The organism is Halococcus sp. AFM35 (assembly GCF_051195015.1).
Classification (GTDB): domain Archaea; phylum Halobacteriota; class Halobacteria; order Halobacteriales; family Halococcaceae; genus Halococcus.
In genome coordinates this window covers 14,654-30,919 of record NZ_JBNTJU010000011.1, presented here as the reverse complement: position 1 = coordinate 30,919, position 16,266 = coordinate 14,654, and the positions used below count along the sequence as shown (strand labels likewise).

Genomic DNA, 16,266 nt, shown 5'->3' with positions numbered 1-16,266 from the left:
TTCAGTCGCTGTTTGAGTGTATCCCTCATTTTATACCACCGCGAAGATGACGAGCGCAAAGGTTGGCAACACCACGGCGAACTTCGCGCCCGTGAGCAGGTCGCCGCTGCGGATGTAGCCCGCGATGAACCCCGACATGATGCCCTGAATCGTCACCGCGTGGAAGAAGAGCATCCCCATCAGTTCGACGTCGATGCTCGCCCCGAGTCCGGCCGACGCCGCACCGCTCGTGTCGAGACCCGCAATCGTATCGAGGAAGTTCACCTTCAGGATAGCCATCACCGCGAGCAGCGTGAAAAAGGTCATCACGATGATGACGACCTGCATCCGAGCCTGCGAGCGCTGCTCGCGCTCGATGTCGTCCTGGTTTTCGCTCGCGCGCGCGGCCGTCGAGAGCACCTCCGTTATCTGGCTCGATGCTTCCTGTGCCTTGCCGACGACGTTCACCGTGCGCGCGAGCCGCGGGATGTGATACTTGTTGTTGAACTCGACCAGCGCCGTCGTCAGGCTCGTCCCGTAATTCACCTTGGTATGCATCGTGCGGAACTCCTCGGCAAGCCGACCCGAGGAGGTATCGGCGACGAGTTTCAACGATTCCAAGAGGGTGAGTCCCGTGCTGTTCGCGCTCGACAGTTTACGGAGGTTCTCCGAAAGCTTGCCCGTGATGTGTCGTCGAGTCCGAACGTTCCACTCGTAGAACACCGCTACCGGCAGGCAGTTCACGTAGAGCGGAACGTACACCCAGACGAAGGTGCCACCGACGGAGTTCGCGATAAACCCGTCAATCGAGGTCGGCGCACGCCCCGAAATGACACCGAAGGCGACCAGCACGGCCGAGGCCGGCAGCGTGAGCGCGAGCACGGCAAGCGGATGGTCACGGAAGAAGTAGTGGGGCTTCGTGAGCAGTTCCGCCGTTCGGTACGTCCCCTCACGACTCTCGATGCGGTCGAAGACCCCGTACGAACCGGTGTAGCGCTCGACGAGTCCGAGGTCGGTGATGCGCTCGATACCCGTCTTCGCCCCGCGCTCGTCGCCGCCGTCGGGGCGGAGATAGCCGTCGCCGACCTCGTCCTGTTTGACCGTCGAAACCAATACTGTGAAGCCGATACCGATGAGCGGCACCAGTCCATAGACGGTCATATACAGCAGCGCGGTCTGTGAGCCGCCGATCATGCTCATAACCACCAAAATGATGATGAGAAGGAGCGGAAACACCGAGAGGGTGATGTACATTTCCCCAAAGAGTTCGAGCGTTTCGAGAACGAGCGACTGCTCCTGTTTGGTGGTTCGGAGGTGCTTGTCCTTCTTGTCGTTCAGAAAACCGGTCATGTCGCCGCCGGAGTCGATAATCGAGAGCATGTCCGTCAGGAACTGGCTCAGCTCCTCGCTCGGGGTTCTGAGCGCCTGTTTCCTGATGGCTGTTCGATAATCGGTGTCGAAGTATTCGGTTTCTAAGTGGATGCTCTCGAACTCCTTTGCGACCGCGCCGTAGGTGTCGTCGGCCCGCGCCATCGCCTCGAAGATTTCGAGCTGGTTCAGCCCACCAATCGACAGCGCGTACATAAAGGAGACCGAATCAGCGAGCAGCATGTTGATTTCGCGCTTGCGCGAACTCGCCCGGAAGTAGGGCACGGCGACGAGCGTGCCGAAGCCGGCGACGAAGCCGACCAGCCCACAGACCAACCCCGAGACCAATACGAGCAGCGGTAGCTTCACCGCCTCGAAGACATCCAATGCCGTGCCGTGAAGCACCCGGAGGTCGGTGAGTTTCGGCGTTCCCGTCACGAAGAGCTCGACGGCCAGATAGCCCGACAGCGTGGCGACTAGCCACAGCACCGCGCCGGCGATGACGCCGACCGCGAGCGCCCGCGAGAGGTACATTTCCACCGTATCGGGCATGCGCGCCGCGGCCAGTTTCCGCTCCATGTCGTCGGCGAAATCTCCGTCCTCGTCGAACAACCACCGATACAGCGGATAGAACCGGTCGCCGAGCGTCCGCGAGCGGTTTCCAAATCCGTCGGTTCCGTAGCTCACTCCATCTCCTCCGTGCCGTTGGAGTCGGCCCCTGTTCGTCCGCCATCGGCGATGGCGGCAGCCAGCCCCGGCGTTTCGCGGTCGTCGTACTCGGCGAACAGGCGGTCTTCGGCTTCATCGAGAATCGATGCGGTGTGCTCGCGCAACTCCTCGCTCGGGTCCGGCCGTGGCACCATCGCCTCCTTTGCCGGGTCGGTGTCGATGAGGACGCTCTCCATACCTCGGAGATCGTCCAGACTCTCCTCCAGTCGGTTGTTCGCGATGAGGGTCAAGATCGCATCGGGGTCGTTGATGAACCCCTGCAGGGTGGCGGCGGCCTGCGTGTACGTGTTGAGACCGCGGTCGACGAGGTAGGCGAGCACGACCTTCCGCCGGAACAGTTCCTCTGAGAGGCGCTCCTGACTCCAGCCGCGGTCGAACTTTATCTCTTCGAGCGTGCTCGACGTGCCCATTCGGAGGTAGTCGTCGGTCTCGGCTTGCCACTGATAGACGTCTTGGACGTTGATTTCGTCGTTTTCGGCGTCGTAGTAGTTGATTTCGGTCAGTGCCGTGTTCCGGCGGACCTTCGTGCCTCGAACCCGGGTCGCGGTCTGGACGCTCACCAAATCGAGGGCAGTGAACATCGTCTTCGAGACGTTGATGGGATCCGTTGTAAAGCGCTTGATGACCTCTCCCACGTTGTCGGCGTGGAAGGTCGTGAGCGAGGTGTGACCCGTGGACATCACTTGGAACAGCGTCCGGCCCTCTTCGCCACGGATTTCGCCCATCACGATGTATTCTGGCCGCTGGCGAAGCGATGCTTCCAAGAGCTTGAACTCGTCGATATCGCCGGCGTCGTCGCCGGTGAAGGAGGGCCGTGTCACCGAGGCGACCCAGTTGCGCTGGGGAATCTCCAGCTCTCTGGTGTCCTCGATGGAGACGATCTTCGCCTTGCTCGGGATGAAGAGTGAAACGGCGTTCAGACTCGTGGTCTTGCCCGACGCGGTGCCGCCGGCGAAGAGCATCGATTTGTTGTTCTGGATGCAGAGCCAGATGTAGGCCATCTCCTCCAGACTGAAGGTATGCCAGTTGATGAGGTCCACAGGAGTAAAGGGAACGTCTTTGAACTGCCGAATCGTGTAATTGGTGCCGTGGTCCGAGACCTCGTAGCCGAGGGTGAGCTGAGCGCGCGAGCCATCCGGCAGGGTGGCATCGACCTGTGGCTGGCGTTTCGAGATGCCCTTGCCCGAGCGCTGGGCGAGCTTCACCACGAAATCGTCGAGGTCACGCTCGCCGTGATGGACGTTGGTGATGAGCTGCTCGCGGTCGGCGTGATAGACGAATACTGGAGAGTTGTACCCATCACACGAGATGTCCTCGACATTGACGTCGTGCTTGATGCCGTCGATGCGCTCGTAGCCGGTGAAATCGCGTTTGAGGTAGTACAGTAGCTTCTCGACCTGATACTCGGTGAGCGTCGCCGCGTCCTCGTCGAGCACCGCCGACTCCGGTCGGGCTGCAATACCCGAAGTCCCTCGCCCGCCGTCAGTATCGTTCGTGCTGTCGCCGAACAGCCCTTTCAGTTTCCCAAACAGTCCCGAACTTCCCGCGCCGGCGATGGAGCCCTCGTAGAGGTCATACCGGTCGAGCAGGCGACCGGTCTCGGCTTCGATGACGTTCGTCCGCTCGGCGTCGTCGTCCCCCACGGCGCTGTCGTCGCCCGAGTACGTGATGGCGGTCTTGAGTTTTCCAGTGAGAAATTCCTGTAGCTCCGCCTCGATGGGCGTGAGATGCGGCTCGACGAGGTAGTATTTCTCCTCGTTTTCGCGCATCGAATGGAAGATGACCACGAACGAATAGGGTTCGTTGACCCAGTAGCGCGTCACTTCCCGGAAATGTGGTTTGCGGTCGGTCGGAACGGCCTTTTCGAGGTCGTAGCGGTTTGCAATCGTCGTCCGCCCGTTCGTTCCGGCGAAAAATTCGTCCTCGTCGAGGTCGGCGCTCGTGTCCACAGTCCGGGTATCGACGACGCCGGCGAGGGCGTGGGCGGTCTCGGCCGCGTCCGCGAGGCGACTCCTCGTTTCCCCGCCGCCGACCTCGTTCGCGCCATCCGACATTGGGGATGCTGGCTGCGGTATCGTACAAAAACCCTTGCATGCCGGTCGAGAACGATACCGTTTACCCATCCCCGAAAGTATCGACGATATGATCACGGTCCTCCTTCTCGTCGGTCTCGCGGTCGCGGTCTTCGTCGGGTTCAACATCGGCGGTTCCTCCACAGGAGTGGCGTTCGGGCCGGCGGTCGGCAGCCACCTCGTCTCGAAGACCGGTGCGGCCGGACTGTTCGCGCTGTTCGCGCTCATCGGCGGCTGGACGGTCGGACGGGGCGTCATCGACACGATGAGCCAAGGTATCATTCCACAGAACTATTTCACGCTCGCGGCGAGCGTCGGCGTGCTCTTTTTCGTTGGTCTCGCGCTGCTCATCTCGAATCTCTTCGGTGTCCCCGCTTCGACATCGATGACGGCAGTCGGAGCTATCGCGGGACTCGGCCTCGCAAGCGGGAGCCTCAACTGGGGCGTGATGGGACGAATCGTCTCGTGGTGGCTCGTTTCCCCCGTGCTTGCGTTTTGGATCTGTGCGGTCATCGGCCGCTACTTCTATCCCTATCTCAGTGAGTGGTTCGCGCTCGACCAGTCCGAGAGTTCTCCTATCCGGATCGATAGTTCCGGACGGGTTCCGGTCCCACGCCTCGCCGAGGATGCGACCCGGAAAGAGCTGTTCTGGAGTCTCGTCGTGCTGGTGATCAGTTGTTACATGGCGTTCAGCGCCGGCGCATCGAACGTCGCAAACGCGGTCGCGCCACTCGTCGGCGGCGGAACGATTACCGCCAGCCAGGGCGTGATTCTCGCGGCGGCAGCTATCGCCATCGGTTCGTTCACCATTGCCCGGCGCACGCTCGATACGGTCGGCAACGACCTCACCGACCTCCCATTGCTAGCGTCGCTCATCGTCGCAACCGTGAGCGCCACCATCATCACCGGTCTCTCGGCGTTGGACATCCCGGCGAGCCTCGCGGTCAGCGCGACGATGTGTATCGTGGGACTCGGCTGGGGGCGGGCGACGCGGACGACGACCATCGCCGACGCCGCCTCGGCGGCCATCCAGGGCGAGGAGAGCGCGACGCTCTCGACGGGCGCGCTCGCCGCCGAGACACCAGACCGGACGAGCGGTGTCCGCGCCGCCGACGGCGACAGGGCAGGCGAGCGCGTGCAACCAATCGGTGACGAGGAGCCGACCGACCTCACCTCGCAGGACCTCTTCGACCCGTCTGCCACGGGGCGGGTCGTGATGCTCTGGATTCTCACGCCCTCGCTGTCGGCGATTGCCTCCTATCTGCTCTTTCGAATCTTCCCCGTCTACGGCGGGGCGTAGCCGAAAACGAGCTTCAGTCGAGAAACCGTTCGATTCTGTCCATCGCCTCGCGCAGCTCGCTCATGCCCGTGGCGTAGGAGACTCGGAGATGGCCCTCGCCGCCAGCGCCGAAGACGCCACCGGGAACGACCGCCACGCTCTCGGCTTCGAGCAACGCCTCGGCGAACGCCTCCGCATCCGCCCACGGACTCTCGGGAAAGACGTAGAAGGCTCCCTTGGCCGTGAAGCAGTCGATGCCCATTTCGTCGAACCGCGAGAGCACGAACCGGCGGCGGCGGTCGTACTGGTTACGCATCTCAGCCACCGCGTCCTCGCAGTTGGCGAGCGCGTCGATGGCGGCGTACTGGGCAGTCGTGGGTGCCGACAGCATCGAATACTGGTGGACGCGGTTCATCGCCGTGATGGCTTCGGGCGGGGCGAGCGCGTAGCCGAGTCGCAGGCCGGTCATCGCATACGCCTTCGAGAAGCCGTTGAACACGACCGTGCGCTCGCGCATTCCCGGCAGGGTCGCTATCGAGGTGTGTTCACCCTCGTAGGTCAGGTCGGCATAGATTTCGTCGGCGAGCACAGTCAAATCGTGTTCACGGGCGAACGCGGCGATGGGTTCGAGTTCGTGCTCGCTCATCGTCGCACCCGTGGGATTGTTCGGATAGCAAAAGACGAGCGCCTCGGCGTCGCCGGCCCCATGCTCTTCGAGTACCTCGACGGTGAGTTCGAAGTCGTCCGTCTCGCGGGTCGGCACCGGCACCGGCTCGCCGCCGGCGAAGGTCACGCCGGGAACGTACGAGACGTAGGATGGCTGGGCGATTGCCACCCGGTCGCCGGGGTCGACGAGCGCGCGGAAGGCCACGTCGATGGCCTCGCTCGCGCCGGCGGTCACGAGTACCTCCTCGTCGGGGTCGTAATCGAGGTCGTAGCGCTCGCGTGAGCGCTCGGCGATGGCCTCCCTGAGGTCCGCCATCCCGCGATTGGCGGTATAGGAGGTTCGACCCCGCTCCAGTGAATCGATGGCCGCCTCGCGCGCGCTCCATGGCGCGGTGAAATCCGGCTCGCCGACGCCCAGCGAAATCACGTCGTCCATCTCCTCGGCGAGTTCGAAAAAGCGCCGAATCCCCGAGGGTGGAACACGCTCGACGCGCTCTGCCACCTTCACGCGAGCCACCTCCGGTGGCGAGGGTGAGCTCGAAACGGCTTCGCCGTTTCGGCGTTCATGGCGAGACCGACAGCCGGTCGTCGTCCCTATCACTACTGAACTCGAAGCCACGCTCCTTGTACGACTCCATCAGGTAGTGGGTCACCGTCTGGGTGATTTCGGGGACGGGTGCGACCTTCTCGGAGACGAATCTGGATACCTCGCCCATCGAATCGGCCTCCACAGTTAGTGAGAAATCGTACTCGCCGCTGACGAGCCTGAGTGACTGGATTTCCGGAAAGCCGACGAGCCGGTCGGCGATGTCGTCATAGCCCGTCTCGCGGTCGAGCGTGACGTTACACTCGACCAGCGCGCGCACCGGCTCGCGGTCGGTTCGTCGCCAGTCGACGACCGCCTGATAACCCCGGACGACGCCCTCGGCTTCGAGGTCCTCGATACCCTCGACGACCTCGCCCTCGTCGACGCCGAGCATCCGCGCGAGGTCGGCGGTCGTATAGCGCGCGTTCTCACGGAGAAGTGCCAGCAGTTCCGCGCGAGTGTCCATACAGCGACGCCAGCGCGGCGAACCAAAAGCGTTCCGTCGATTAACTCTCGTCGAGAAAGCCGACCAGCAGTTTCTGCTGGGCCTTCCGGAGGTGGTTGTGCAGCGTCGGCGAGGAGACGCCCATCGAGGCGGCGATATCCTCGGCCGTCGAGCGTCGCGGCCAGTCGTAGTAGCCCGCGAAATACGCCGCCCGCAGCGCCGCCCGCTGTTTGTCAGTCAGGCGTTCCTCGACCGACCGCCGAGCGTTCGCGTCGTCGAGCGACCGTTCGACGGTGTGTTTCGACAGCAGCTCCGAACCCGGATGGCTGCGCTCGAACGCATCGACCACCGCCCGCACGTCGGTTTCGGGGGCGACCTCGACGAGCATGTTCCCGACGCCGTCCGTGACGTCGTACTCGCCGACCGTCCCGCCGATGTTGACGACGGTGTTGACCGGCGATTGCCGGGTGACGACCTCGAAGACACCGCCCTCGTCGTGGGTGCTGACGAGCCGACAGTCCTCGACGACCGACGACGCCGCGGCGAGGTCGAGCACGCCCTCGGGGTCTGCACCCTCGATGGTGACGTACTGGACCACGGCGCTGTCGGCCGCGGGAACCACGCCATCGATGACGTACCGGCAGTCGAGGCGCTCGGTCAGCGTCGTGGAGAACGCCGACGCGTCGGTGACACGGAGTTCGAGCGCGACCGCCGTGTCCGACAGCAGCAGCTTCATGTTCTGGGCGGCGTTGATGGCGAAGCCCGCCACCTCGCCGAGCACGGCGAAGGCAGCCCGTTCGCGCTCGGAGAAGGCGTTCGGGCGCGTCGCCGCGACGACGAGCACGCCGTAGACCACTTCGTTGTACGACAGCGGCACGGCCGCCATCGATTCGGCATCGTTGGCGTCGGCCTGCCACGGTCCCGCACCGCTCTCGTAGACCTCTACCACCCCTGTTTCGGGCAGCTCGTCGGCCGTCGCCGCCACGCCACCGTCGGCGGTGGCGACCTCCACAGCACCGGTATCGATGCCGGCCCCCGTCCGGATGGCGAACTCGCCGCTGGCGTCGCGTTCGGCTATCCACGCGAACTCGTACAGCTCGGCGGCCGCAATGTGCTCACAGACCGTGGCCGCTATCTCCTCGCGCGTCGCCGCCGCGACCAATCCCCGGATGATGTCCTGGATGACGACGTTGATGCGGTCGAGCGTCGCCAGTTCGTCGCGCTGGCTTTCGAGGCGACGCTCGGCACGGTGTTTCGCCACCGCGTTCTCGATGCGGTTTGCGAGCACCGTGTACTGGTCGAGACCGCCACCTTTCTGGAGGTAGTCGGTGACGCCCGCCGAGATGGCGTCGCTCGCCACGTCCTCGCTTCCCTTTCCCGTCGAGAGGATGACCGGGAGGTTGGGATGGCGCTCGCGCACCGCTTCGAGCAGTTCGAGACCGTCCATGCCCGGCATCCGGTAGTCACTGACGACGCAGTCGACCCGCTCGGCGTCGAGACGGGAAAGCGCCGCGTCGCCGCTCGTCTCGGTGTGGACGACGAACCCCTCGCTCACCCGTTCGAGCGCCATCGCTGCCGTCTCGACGACGTGGCGCTCGTCGTCGACGAAGAGCACGTGAACCGTCTCGGCGCTGTCAATCCGTTCACTCACGACCTGTGATATCACAGGGAACCCATGAACAAAAAACAGTATGCCGGCGAATCGATAGTTTTCCAGCGTATCACTGCGTCGTCGGCGTTCGGTGCTTCCAGTGTTGGTCGATGCGGACCTCGAATCGGGCACCATCCCCGGAATCGGCGGCCGAGACCGTCCAGCCGTGTGCGCTGGCGATCTTTCGAACGATCATCAGCCCCAGTCCGGTGCCGGACTCGCTCGTCGAGTAGCCGTGTTCGAACACGCGCTCGCGCTCGCTCTCGGGGATGCCGGGACCGTCGTCGGCGACGAAAAACCCCGCTTCGGTCGGGCCGACGGTGACGTGGACGTCCGTGCCGGCGTGGTCGATGGCGTTGCGAAAGAGGTTCTCGAACAATCGTATCAACCTGTCGGGGTCGCCCGCGAGCGTCCCGGAAACGTCGACGTCGATGGTCGCGTCGTCGGTGGCGACCGTCCGCCACGCCCGCTCGGCGACGTCCGAAAGCGAGACGGGTTCGGTGTCGTCGATGATTCGTCCCTGTCGGGCGAGCGCGAGCACGTCCTCGATGAGCGTGTCCATCCGGTCGATGGCCCACAGTGCCGCCTCGTGGTGCTCGGAGTGGTGGTCGTCTTCGGCGAGTTCGAGCCGGCCGCGCGCGACGCTCATCGGGGTGCGGAGGTCGTGGGAGATGACGCTCGCGAACTCGTCCAGCAGTTCGTTTTGGCGTTCGAGGTCGCGCTCGCGGCGCTTCTGGTCGGTGATGTCCGTATAGATGGCGTAGCCGCCGCCGTTTCGCTCGCCGGGGTCGAACGGCGCGACGTGCAACAGGAAATCCCGCACGCCGTTGGCCGTCCGCCGTCGGGCGGTCGTCTGGCAGCTCTCGCCGCGTGCGAGCGCCGCGTTGAACACGTCGGCGCTCTCCTCGTGGCCGGCCGGGACGATGTACTCGTCGATGTTCTCGCCGCGGACCTCCTCGACGTCGTAGCCGAAGACCGTCTCGAAGCGTGCGTTCGCCCGTCTGGTTATCGGTCTGCCATCGACGAGTTCGTAGCGCAGCGCCGCGTCGGGAACGTTCTCGAAGAGGGCTGTCAGGCGGTCGCGCTCGACGACGAGGTCGCGCTCGCGTGCGGCGCGTTCGAGGGCCGCCTCGGTGTTCGCCGCGAGCAACTTCGCCAGCGAGACGTCGCGGTCGTCGAACGCATCCGGCTCGGTCGCCCCGACAGTCAGGACGCCATGTTCGCCAAGCGGCAGCAGTAGCTCGCTTCGAATCGGCGTTTCGGGGTTGTGAACGTTCGGCTCGCGGTCGACGCGGTCGTGGCGTTGCATCTCGCCGGATTCGAAGCTCTCCCACGCGAGGCTCCCGCCGCCATCGTAGGTCGGGACCGACTCGAACAGTTCGTCCCCGGCGTCCGAAATCGCCACCGGACGGAGCGCTCCCCCTTGTTCGAGCCAGACGCCGTTCAGCTCCATGTCGAGGACGTCCTCGGTGGTCGTGACGGCGACCTCGGCGACCGCCTGCCGTGTGGTGGCGACCATCATCTTCCGGGTGGCGTCGTGGAGCGCTTCGAGCAGCCGTTCGTGGCGCTTGCGGGCCGTGATATCCCTGATGACGCCGACGGTGCCCTCGAATCCCGCGTCGGTCTCCAATACCGTGAGCTGGATTTCACACGGGATGGTCCCCCCATTCGCACCCCGGACGGTCGCCTCGTAGGAGTCGCTGACGGCGCTCGGTCCCTCCGAAAGCAGCCGTTGAATCAGCGACCGCCCGATGGCGACGTCCTCGGCTTCGAGCAACACCGAGGCATGCTCGCCGATGAGGTCCTCGCGGGGATAGCCCGTTTCGGCGACGAGCGTGTCGTTGACCGTTCTGAATCGCCCGTCGGCGTCGAGCGTGTATATCATGTCGCCGGCGGCGTCGAGCATCCGCCCGTAGCGGCGCAGCCGCCCCTCGCGTTCGAGGCGGTCGAGCGCCGCCGTCGCGTTCGCCGCGAGCACGCGCGCGAGCCTGATGGTCGTATCGTCGAACGGCTCGTCCGGCGAGGCGACGGTAATCGTCCCGTAGCTCCCGAGCGGGAGGTACAGGCGGTGACGGAGCGGGATGTCGTCGTCGGGGGTGGTCACCTCGCCGACGACGACCGCCTCGTCGGCACGGAACGCCCGCCACGGGAACCCCTCGCCGCGCGCGTAGCTCGGCCGGTCGCCGAGCAGTTCCTGCGTCGCGTCGGTCACGGAAACGGGGTCGAGGGTGTCCCGGTCCTCGTCGTAGAAACGGACCACGGCGATGGGGAAGTCGAGGATTTCCTCGATGGTCGCCGTGACGCTTGCGGCGATGCCTCTCCTGTCCTCGGCGGCGACGAATCGGCGTGTCGCCTCGTGCAGCGCCGCGATGACCTGCTCGCGTCGCCGGTGTTCGCTGACGTTGCGCCCGACGCCGACGATGCCGTTCGTGTCGCCCCCACGGAAGCGCGCGCCGCTGAACTCGTGGGGGATGGTCTCGCCGGCGTTCGTCACGAGCGCCGACTCGATGATGGCGCTTTCGCCCGTCTCGATGACGCTCTCGATGCGGTCGTCGATGCGGTCGTGGTCCTCGCCGGGGACGAACTCGTGGTAGTTCATCTCCGCGATTTCGGCGTCGGTGTAGCCGACGACCGACGCGAACTCCTCGTTCCAGCGAACCATCGTGCCGTCGACCCCGACGGCGTACGCCGGGTCCGGCAGCGCCTCGAAGATGGCCTCGGTGAACGCCCGCTCCTCGTCGAGTGCCTGCTCGCGCTCGCGGCGCGCGGAGACGTCCCTGAACACACCGTGCAGCAGCGTTCGCTCGCCGACTTCGACGACGGTTGCACGGATTTCGACCGGCACCGTCCCGCCGTCGGCAGTCTCCACCAGGACGTCAGAGCCGTCGGGAAACCGAACGACGTCGTTCCCCGGCGCGCCGATATGCCGTTCGAAGAACTCGCGGTAGCGCTCCCCCTCCCCGTCGGGATGGAGGGCCGTCTGGTGGGTTCCGACGATGTCCTCGCGCGGCCGGTCGAGCAGCGCCTCGGCGGCGGCGTTCGCCTCGACGATCCGTCCAGTGTCGGCGTCGGCCACCAACACCGCATCCGGGGCGGCGTCGATGAGCGAGCGGTACTTCCGCTCGGAGCGTTCGAGCGCACGCTCGGCGCGATAGCTCTCGACGGCGTTTCCGATGCGGTTGGCGAGCAGCTCGTACCCCTCGCTGCCCGTCCCTTTCGGGAGGTAGTCGGTGACGCCGGCCGAGATGGCCTCGCTGGCGACACCCTCACCACCCTCGCCAGTGAAGAGGACAAAGGGGAGGTTTGGATGGCGCTCGCGCACCGCTTCGAGCAGTTCGAGACCGTCCATGCCCGGCATCCGGTAGTCGCTGACGACGCAGTCGATGTCCGCGTCCGCGATGCGGTCGAGCGCCGCCGTTGCCGACGTCTCGGTTACGACGGTCATCCCCTTCTCGATGCGTTCGAGATACGTGGCCGCAAGGTCGGCGACCGCCGACTCGTCGTCGACCACCAACACCGAAATCGACTCGGTCATTCTCGTTGTGTCCGAATGCCACCGGAATGAGAAAAGCTTGTCTCCGCTCACCGTTCGGGAGGGGCGTACGGGCGCTGGCTGCCGACCGGCCGCGACACCGAGTAAGGCATATCAGCCGCCCGGGTGTGACAGGGGATATGGTCCTCGAAGAATCCACACAGGAACTCGACCGCGGCGACCCGGCCCCCGACTTCGAACTTCCGGGGACGGATGGCGAGACGTACACGCTCGCGGATTTCGACGACTGTCGGGCGCTGCTCGTCGTCTTCACCTGCAACCACTGCCCGTACGCACAGGCGAAAATCGACGCGCTCAACGGGCTTGCCGCGGCCTACGACGACGTGGCCGTCGTCGGCATCAACCCCAACGACAGCGAGGCGTATCCCGACGACTCCTTCGAACAGATGCAGGAACTCGTCGCCGATAGTACTGTCCAGTACGACGCCTACCTGCGCGACGAATCGCAGGACGTCGCGCGGGCCTACGGCGCGGTCTGTACGCCCGACCCGTTCTTGTTCGAAAACGGCGACGAGTTTTCCCTCGCCTACCACGGCCGCCTCGACGACGCCCACGGACCCGACGAGTCCCCGTCCGGCGAACCCGGTTTCGAGATGGCCGGAGCCATCGAGTCGGTGCTTGCAGGAGTGCCGGTCGACCAGCAGTTCCGGCCCTCGCGCGGCTGTTCGATAAAGTGGAACGGATAGGAGCCGACGACAGCGAGGAGCGGCCCGACCACCAGCCATCGACAGAGCGTCGTCGCGTGCCGACCGTTCAGAGTCCGGGACCGTCCTCGCCGGTATCGACGTCCGGCCCGGCCTGCTCGCGGCGGCGCTCCAGTTCACGTATCTGGCGGAGGTAGTAGAGCGCGCCGACGAGCGCGACCACGACGAGTACAGCGGCCCCGGCGGCGAAGAGATAGAGGTCGCGCTGGAGGTAATACCGCACGATGACCGCGTTGCTCTGGACGTCCGGCCAGCGAATCTGCACCCGCCCGGTGTCGGTGCGTGTCGTCCGGTAGTCGCCGGGCGAGACGCGTGCGAGCGGCGTGTAGGCGACGCGCATCCCCTTCGGAATCGTCACCTCGTAGGTTCCCGTGACGAACGTTTGCGTCGCAAAGCGCTTGCCCTGTGCGGACGCGCTGAAGGCGAGCTTGCCGTTCCGTGCGGGCAGGGAAATCACCGTCCGTTTCTCCTGATTGGTCGCGTTCAGTGCCGGTGAGGCCGCCCCGACGACCGTTCCGTCCGGATACCGAAACTTGAGCGCCGAGATGGCGAGCGGTCCCTCGCGACCGAGACCGTCGCGGCTGTGGACGGCGAACTGCGAACGGTTGTTGATCTCGTAAACGGCCTCGTACTCACCCCCAGTAACGTTGATCGAGGCGTTCGCATCGCTTCCCCACTCGTAGGTTTCGTTTTCCGCGAGCGCGCGTTTATCAACCGGATCCGGCCCGAGAACGGACGAACAGCCGGCGAGAACGAGGAGGGCGACCAGCACGAGGCCGGCGAGCGCTCGCTTGTGGTTCATGGCACGACACAGAGCAGTTCGGCCGGGAGATATCCCCCAATGGCCGACAGCAGTCCGGGCGGGTCGGTGCCCTCGCCACAGACGATGCTCTGCTCCAGCAGTCCAAGCCGCTCGACAGTAACGATGTCGTTGGCGTGGCCCGCGCGGTTGACGGTCGCCCGCACCTCGCCGCGCGTCGCGCTGTTGGCGTTCACTCGACCGGTGCCACGCGACCACTCGTACAGCCGGTCGCGTTCGGCGTCGGCCAGCCGGTGTGGCTCGCCGTAGACGAAGGTCATGGGCACGTGCTGGACGAGTCCAAAGCGCGTGCGGACCTGTTCGGGCGTGCCCGGCCCGAGGCCGAGTTCGGCGCTCGGCACATGGATATCCTCGCCAGCGTCGAGGACGAACCCCGATGCGTCCCACGATTCCAGAGTACCAGTATAGGTTTCACCCGCCTCGAAATCCGACGTGATGGTGCCCCACTGCTCGTCGAGGACGTTTCTGGCGATGACGCTGTCTTCGCCCTCGACGGTGACGCTCGGGAAGTCGTCGTGACGGATACCGATATCGTACTCGACGGCGAGGTCGCCGATGGCGTTGTCGACCAGCGAGCGTAGCCCGTCGAGCGCGCGCTCGCGGGCGTCACCCTCGACGTAACATTTGGTGGCGAGGACGACCATCAGGCGACGTTGAGTTCGGCCTGGAGGTCGTCGATGCGCTCGTCCATCGCCTCGACGAGGTGGTCGTTGTCGAGCGATTCGAGCTCGGAGCCACACTGCGGGCACTCGAAGCCGAACTCCATCGCCTCCTCGAACTCGAAGCGTATCGAATCGACCTCACAGAGGAAGAACTCGTGGTTGCGCTCGTACTCGCGGCGGTCTTCGAGCGCGTCGAGCAGCCGGTGCATCTCCTCGCGGAGGTTCTCGGGGATGGAGCCGTATTCGAGCGTCCAGAGGTAGGTCAGCCAGCCCGAGTCCTCGTCGCGCAGCCGTCGGTAGTCCGCGAGGTCGTTCTCGTAGAGGATGAAGAGTGCGCGCCGGACGTCGTTGAGTTCGAGGTCGAGCTCCTCGGCGAGCTCTTCGTCCGTGACCTCGCCGTCTGGCGGCGCTGCGGCGACGGGCATCCCACGCGGACCGACGAGTTCGTGGAGATAGGTTTGGACGACGGGGTCTTCGAGAAGCTCCTCAAACGCCATTTATCGTATGCGGGCGACCCAGCGGTGTAAACCCATCGTTCACCGCTCGGTCCCCTCCACGCGCTTGCCGCGCTCTTTGGGAACCACGTGCCGGTCCGCACCGTGCCACTCGCGGTCGAGTTCGCGGCCCCCGTGGAGTCTGTCGAGAAAGACCGCGAGCGAGGCGACCTCCGAGTGGGGCTGGTTGGTGACGGCGACGTTGTAATCTGCGGCCTCGTAGACGTCGAACGGAACTTTCTCGGCCCCGACGACGACGAGCAGCGGTTCGTTTCGATGAGCGGTTCGAATATCGTCCTCGACGTCCTGAATGGGCAGTCCGTACATCGTGAGGTGGACGACCGGCCCCGCCCAGTCTTCGAGCAGCGGCCGATAGGACTCGCTCACCTCGGTCTCGAACGGGCCGCCGAAGCGGTCGGTGATGTCGGCGACGGTCTCGCGGGGACCCTCGGCGCTGCCGGCGAACACCACTCGGTCGGCACCGAGCGCGCGGGCGGTCAGGCCCACGTGAGTGCTCATGCGCTCGTCGCGACCGGGGCGGTGGCCGAGTCTGAGCACACAGAGTTCGGGGTCGTCCTCCATCAGGCCGACTCGATGGCCGAACTGATGGCGTCGACCGTCGCCTCCACAGTCTTATCGCCGACGAAGACGGTCGGTGTGGCCCGCACACCGCGGTCCCGTCCCGTCTGCTTGTTCGCCTCGACGGTCTGTCTGTAGGTCTGGTTTTCGGCGGCCTTCCGGACGGCCCCTCCTTTGAGACCCATGTCGTTGGCCAGCGAGGCGTAGGTGTCCGGACCGAGCCGTGATTGGTTCTGGTAGAGCGCTTTCGCGTAGGTGAAAAACTGCTTCGCGCCGGCCCGTTTTTGGACCGCACGGGCGGCGCTCGCCGCGCGCCACGAGGTCTCGTTGACCACCGGGAAGTCGTAGTGTTCGTAGCGAATTTTTCCGGGGTCGATGTATCGAGAGGCGATGGTCGGCAGCACCTCCAGATTATATGTCTGGCAGTGCGGACACGCGAAGTCCTCGAAGACGGTCACGGTCGTGTCCGCGTCGGGATCGCCCTGCACCGGTGTCGGGAGCGTATCGCCACTTTGACTGCCGGAACCGCTCGACGCCCCGCCGAGACAGCCGGCCAGCGTGCTCGCGGCCAGCCCACCCATGCCGAGCAACGCCCGCCGCCGGTCGATGCGTGACGAACCGGACGCATCCGACGGCTCGCGGTTCGATGTCATTGGATGATTTCACAGCGCAGCGTGCA

General features: G+C 65.1%; 13 protein-coding genes. 2 read left to right on the top strand and 11 right to left on the bottom strand.

Annotation, left to right across the window (positions count from 1 at the left end):
* Window positions 1–30 precede the first annotated feature (30 nt).
* The gene (locus ACQUQO_RS10280; protein WP_435077909.1) at window positions 31–2,034 is read right to left on the bottom strand and encodes a type II secretion system F family protein; all 2,004 of its coding nucleotides are present in this window, start codon (window positions 2,032–2,034) and stop codon (window positions 31–33) included.
* Entirely contained in the window at window positions 2,031–4,130 is a 2,100-nt protein-coding gene (locus ACQUQO_RS10275; RefSeq protein WP_435077908.1) for a type II/IV secretion system ATPase subunit, read from the bottom strand. Before ACQUQO_RS10275 ends, ACQUQO_RS10280 begins: the two co-directional genes overlap by 4 nt.
* 88 nt (window positions 4,131–4,218) lie before the next feature.
* Between ACQUQO_RS10275 and ACQUQO_RS10270 the strand changes: the two genes are divergently transcribed.
* The gene (locus ACQUQO_RS10270; RefSeq protein WP_435077907.1) at window positions 4,219–5,448 is read left to right on the top strand and encodes an anion permease; all 1,230 of its coding nucleotides are present in this window, start codon (window positions 4,219–4,221) and stop codon (window positions 5,446–5,448) included.
* Between the two features lie 13 nt (window positions 5,449–5,461).
* On the opposite strand, the gene ACQUQO_RS10265 is transcribed toward ACQUQO_RS10270, so the two are convergent.
* The 4 genes from ACQUQO_RS10265 to ACQUQO_RS10250 all read right to left on the bottom strand — a co-directional run bounded on the left by ACQUQO_RS10265 (window position 5,462) and on the right by ACQUQO_RS10250 (window position 12,310).
* Window positions 5,462–6,601 carry a pyridoxal phosphate-dependent aminotransferase gene (locus tag ACQUQO_RS10265; protein ID WP_435077906.1) on the bottom strand — a complete coding sequence of 380 codons (1,140 nt, stop codon included), beginning with the start codon at window positions 6,599–6,601 and terminating at the stop codon, window positions 5,462–5,464.
* A gap of 55 nt (window positions 6,602–6,656) precedes the next feature.
* Window positions 6,657–7,145 (bottom strand): Lrp/AsnC family transcriptional regulator, encoded by a 489-nt coding sequence (locus ACQUQO_RS10260; protein ID WP_435077905.1) that lies wholly within the window; start codon window positions 7,143–7,145, stop codon window positions 6,657–6,659.
* Between the two features lie 40 nt (window positions 7,146–7,185).
* Window positions 7,186–8,775, bottom strand: coding sequence for a bacterio-opsin activator domain-containing protein (locus ACQUQO_RS10255; protein ID WP_435077904.1), 1,590 nt, complete (start codon window positions 8,773–8,775; stop codon window positions 7,186–7,188).
* Between the two features lie 70 nt (window positions 8,776–8,845).
* A complete protein-coding gene (locus ACQUQO_RS10250) occupies window positions 8,846–12,310 on the bottom strand; it encodes a PAS domain S-box protein (RefSeq protein WP_435077903.1) in 3,465 nt (1,154 codons plus the stop codon).
* A 137-nt stretch (window positions 12,311–12,447) separates the two neighbouring features.
* Here ACQUQO_RS10250 and ACQUQO_RS10245 point away from each other — a divergent pair, with 137 nt between their 5' ends.
* Window positions 12,448–13,014, top strand: coding sequence for a thioredoxin family protein (locus ACQUQO_RS10245; protein WP_435077902.1), 567 nt, complete (start codon window positions 12,448–12,450; stop codon window positions 13,012–13,014).
* 67 nt (window positions 13,015–13,081) lie between these two features.
* Here ACQUQO_RS10245 and ACQUQO_RS10240 read toward each other — a convergent pair whose 3' ends face one another.
* Genes ACQUQO_RS10240 through ACQUQO_RS10220 form a run of 5 tightly spaced genes read right to left on the bottom strand, consistent with a single transcriptional unit; the run spans window position 13,082 to window position 16,240 of the window.
* Window positions 13,082–13,834, bottom strand: a complete 753-nt coding sequence (locus ACQUQO_RS10240; protein ID WP_435077901.1) for a DUF5803 family protein — start codon at window positions 13,832–13,834, stop codon at window positions 13,082–13,084.
* Window positions 13,831–14,496: a DUF2110 family protein gene (locus tag ACQUQO_RS10235; RefSeq protein ID WP_435077900.1), complete on the bottom strand. Its 666-nt coding sequence runs from the start codon at window positions 14,494–14,496 to the stop codon at window positions 13,831–13,833. The genes ACQUQO_RS10240 and ACQUQO_RS10235 overlap by 4 nt, the downstream gene beginning before the upstream one ends.
* A complete protein-coding gene (locus ACQUQO_RS10230) occupies window positions 14,496–15,011 on the bottom strand; it encodes a transcription factor (RefSeq protein ID WP_435077898.1) in 516 nt (171 codons plus the stop codon). Before ACQUQO_RS10230 ends, ACQUQO_RS10235 begins: the two co-directional genes overlap by 1 nt.
* A 39-nt stretch (window positions 15,012–15,050) precedes the next feature.
* Window positions 15,051–15,590, bottom strand: a complete 540-nt coding sequence (locus ACQUQO_RS10225) for a tRNA (cytidine(56)-2'-O)-methyltransferase (protein WP_435077897.1) — start codon at window positions 15,588–15,590, stop codon at window positions 15,051–15,053.
* Window positions 15,590–16,240: a DsbA family protein gene (locus tag ACQUQO_RS10220; protein WP_435077896.1), complete on the bottom strand. Its 651-nt coding sequence runs from the start codon at window positions 16,238–16,240 to the stop codon at window positions 15,590–15,592. The genes ACQUQO_RS10225 and ACQUQO_RS10220 overlap by 1 nt, the downstream gene beginning before the upstream one ends.
* Between the last annotated feature and the right edge of the window lie 26 nt (window positions 16,241–16,266).

Excerpts from the sequence above, each read along its gene's own strand:
- ACQUQO_RS10225 (WP_435077897.1), bottom strand. The coding sequence starts at position 15,590 with ATGGAGGACGACCCCGAACTCTGTGTGCTCAGACTCGGCCACCGCCCC.
- ACQUQO_RS10220 (WP_435077896.1), bottom strand. The coding sequence starts at position 16,240 with ATGACATCGAACCGCGAGCCGTCGGATGCGTCCGGTTCGTCACGCATC.
- ACQUQO_RS10235 (WP_435077900.1), bottom strand. The coding sequence starts at position 14,496 with ATGGTCGTCCTCGCCACCAAATGTTACGTCGAGGGTGACGCCCGCGAG.
- ACQUQO_RS10240 (WP_435077901.1), bottom strand. The coding sequence starts at position 13,834 with ATGAACCACAAGCGAGCGCTCGCCGGCCTCGTGCTGGTCGCCCTCCTC.
- ACQUQO_RS10260 (WP_435077905.1), bottom strand. The coding sequence starts at position 7,145 with ATGGACACTCGCGCGGAACTGCTGGCACTTCTCCGTGAGAACGCGCGC.
- ACQUQO_RS10275 (WP_435077908.1), bottom strand. The coding sequence starts at position 4,130 with ATGTCGGATGGCGCGAACGAGGTCGGCGGCGGGGAAACGAGGAGTCGC.
- ACQUQO_RS10230 (WP_435077898.1), bottom strand. The coding sequence starts at position 15,011 with ATGGCGTTTGAGGAGCTTCTCGAAGACCCCGTCGTCCAAACCTATCTC.
- ACQUQO_RS10245 (WP_435077902.1), top strand. The coding sequence starts at position 12,448 with ATGGTCCTCGAAGAATCCACACAGGAACTCGACCGCGGCGACCCGGCC.
- ACQUQO_RS10250 (WP_435077903.1), bottom strand. The coding sequence starts at position 12,310 with ATGACCGAGTCGATTTCGGTGTTGGTGGTCGACGACGAGTCGGCGGTC.
- ACQUQO_RS10270 (WP_435077907.1), top strand. The coding sequence starts at position 4,219 with ATGATCACGGTCCTCCTTCTCGTCGGTCTCGCGGTCGCGGTCTTCGTC.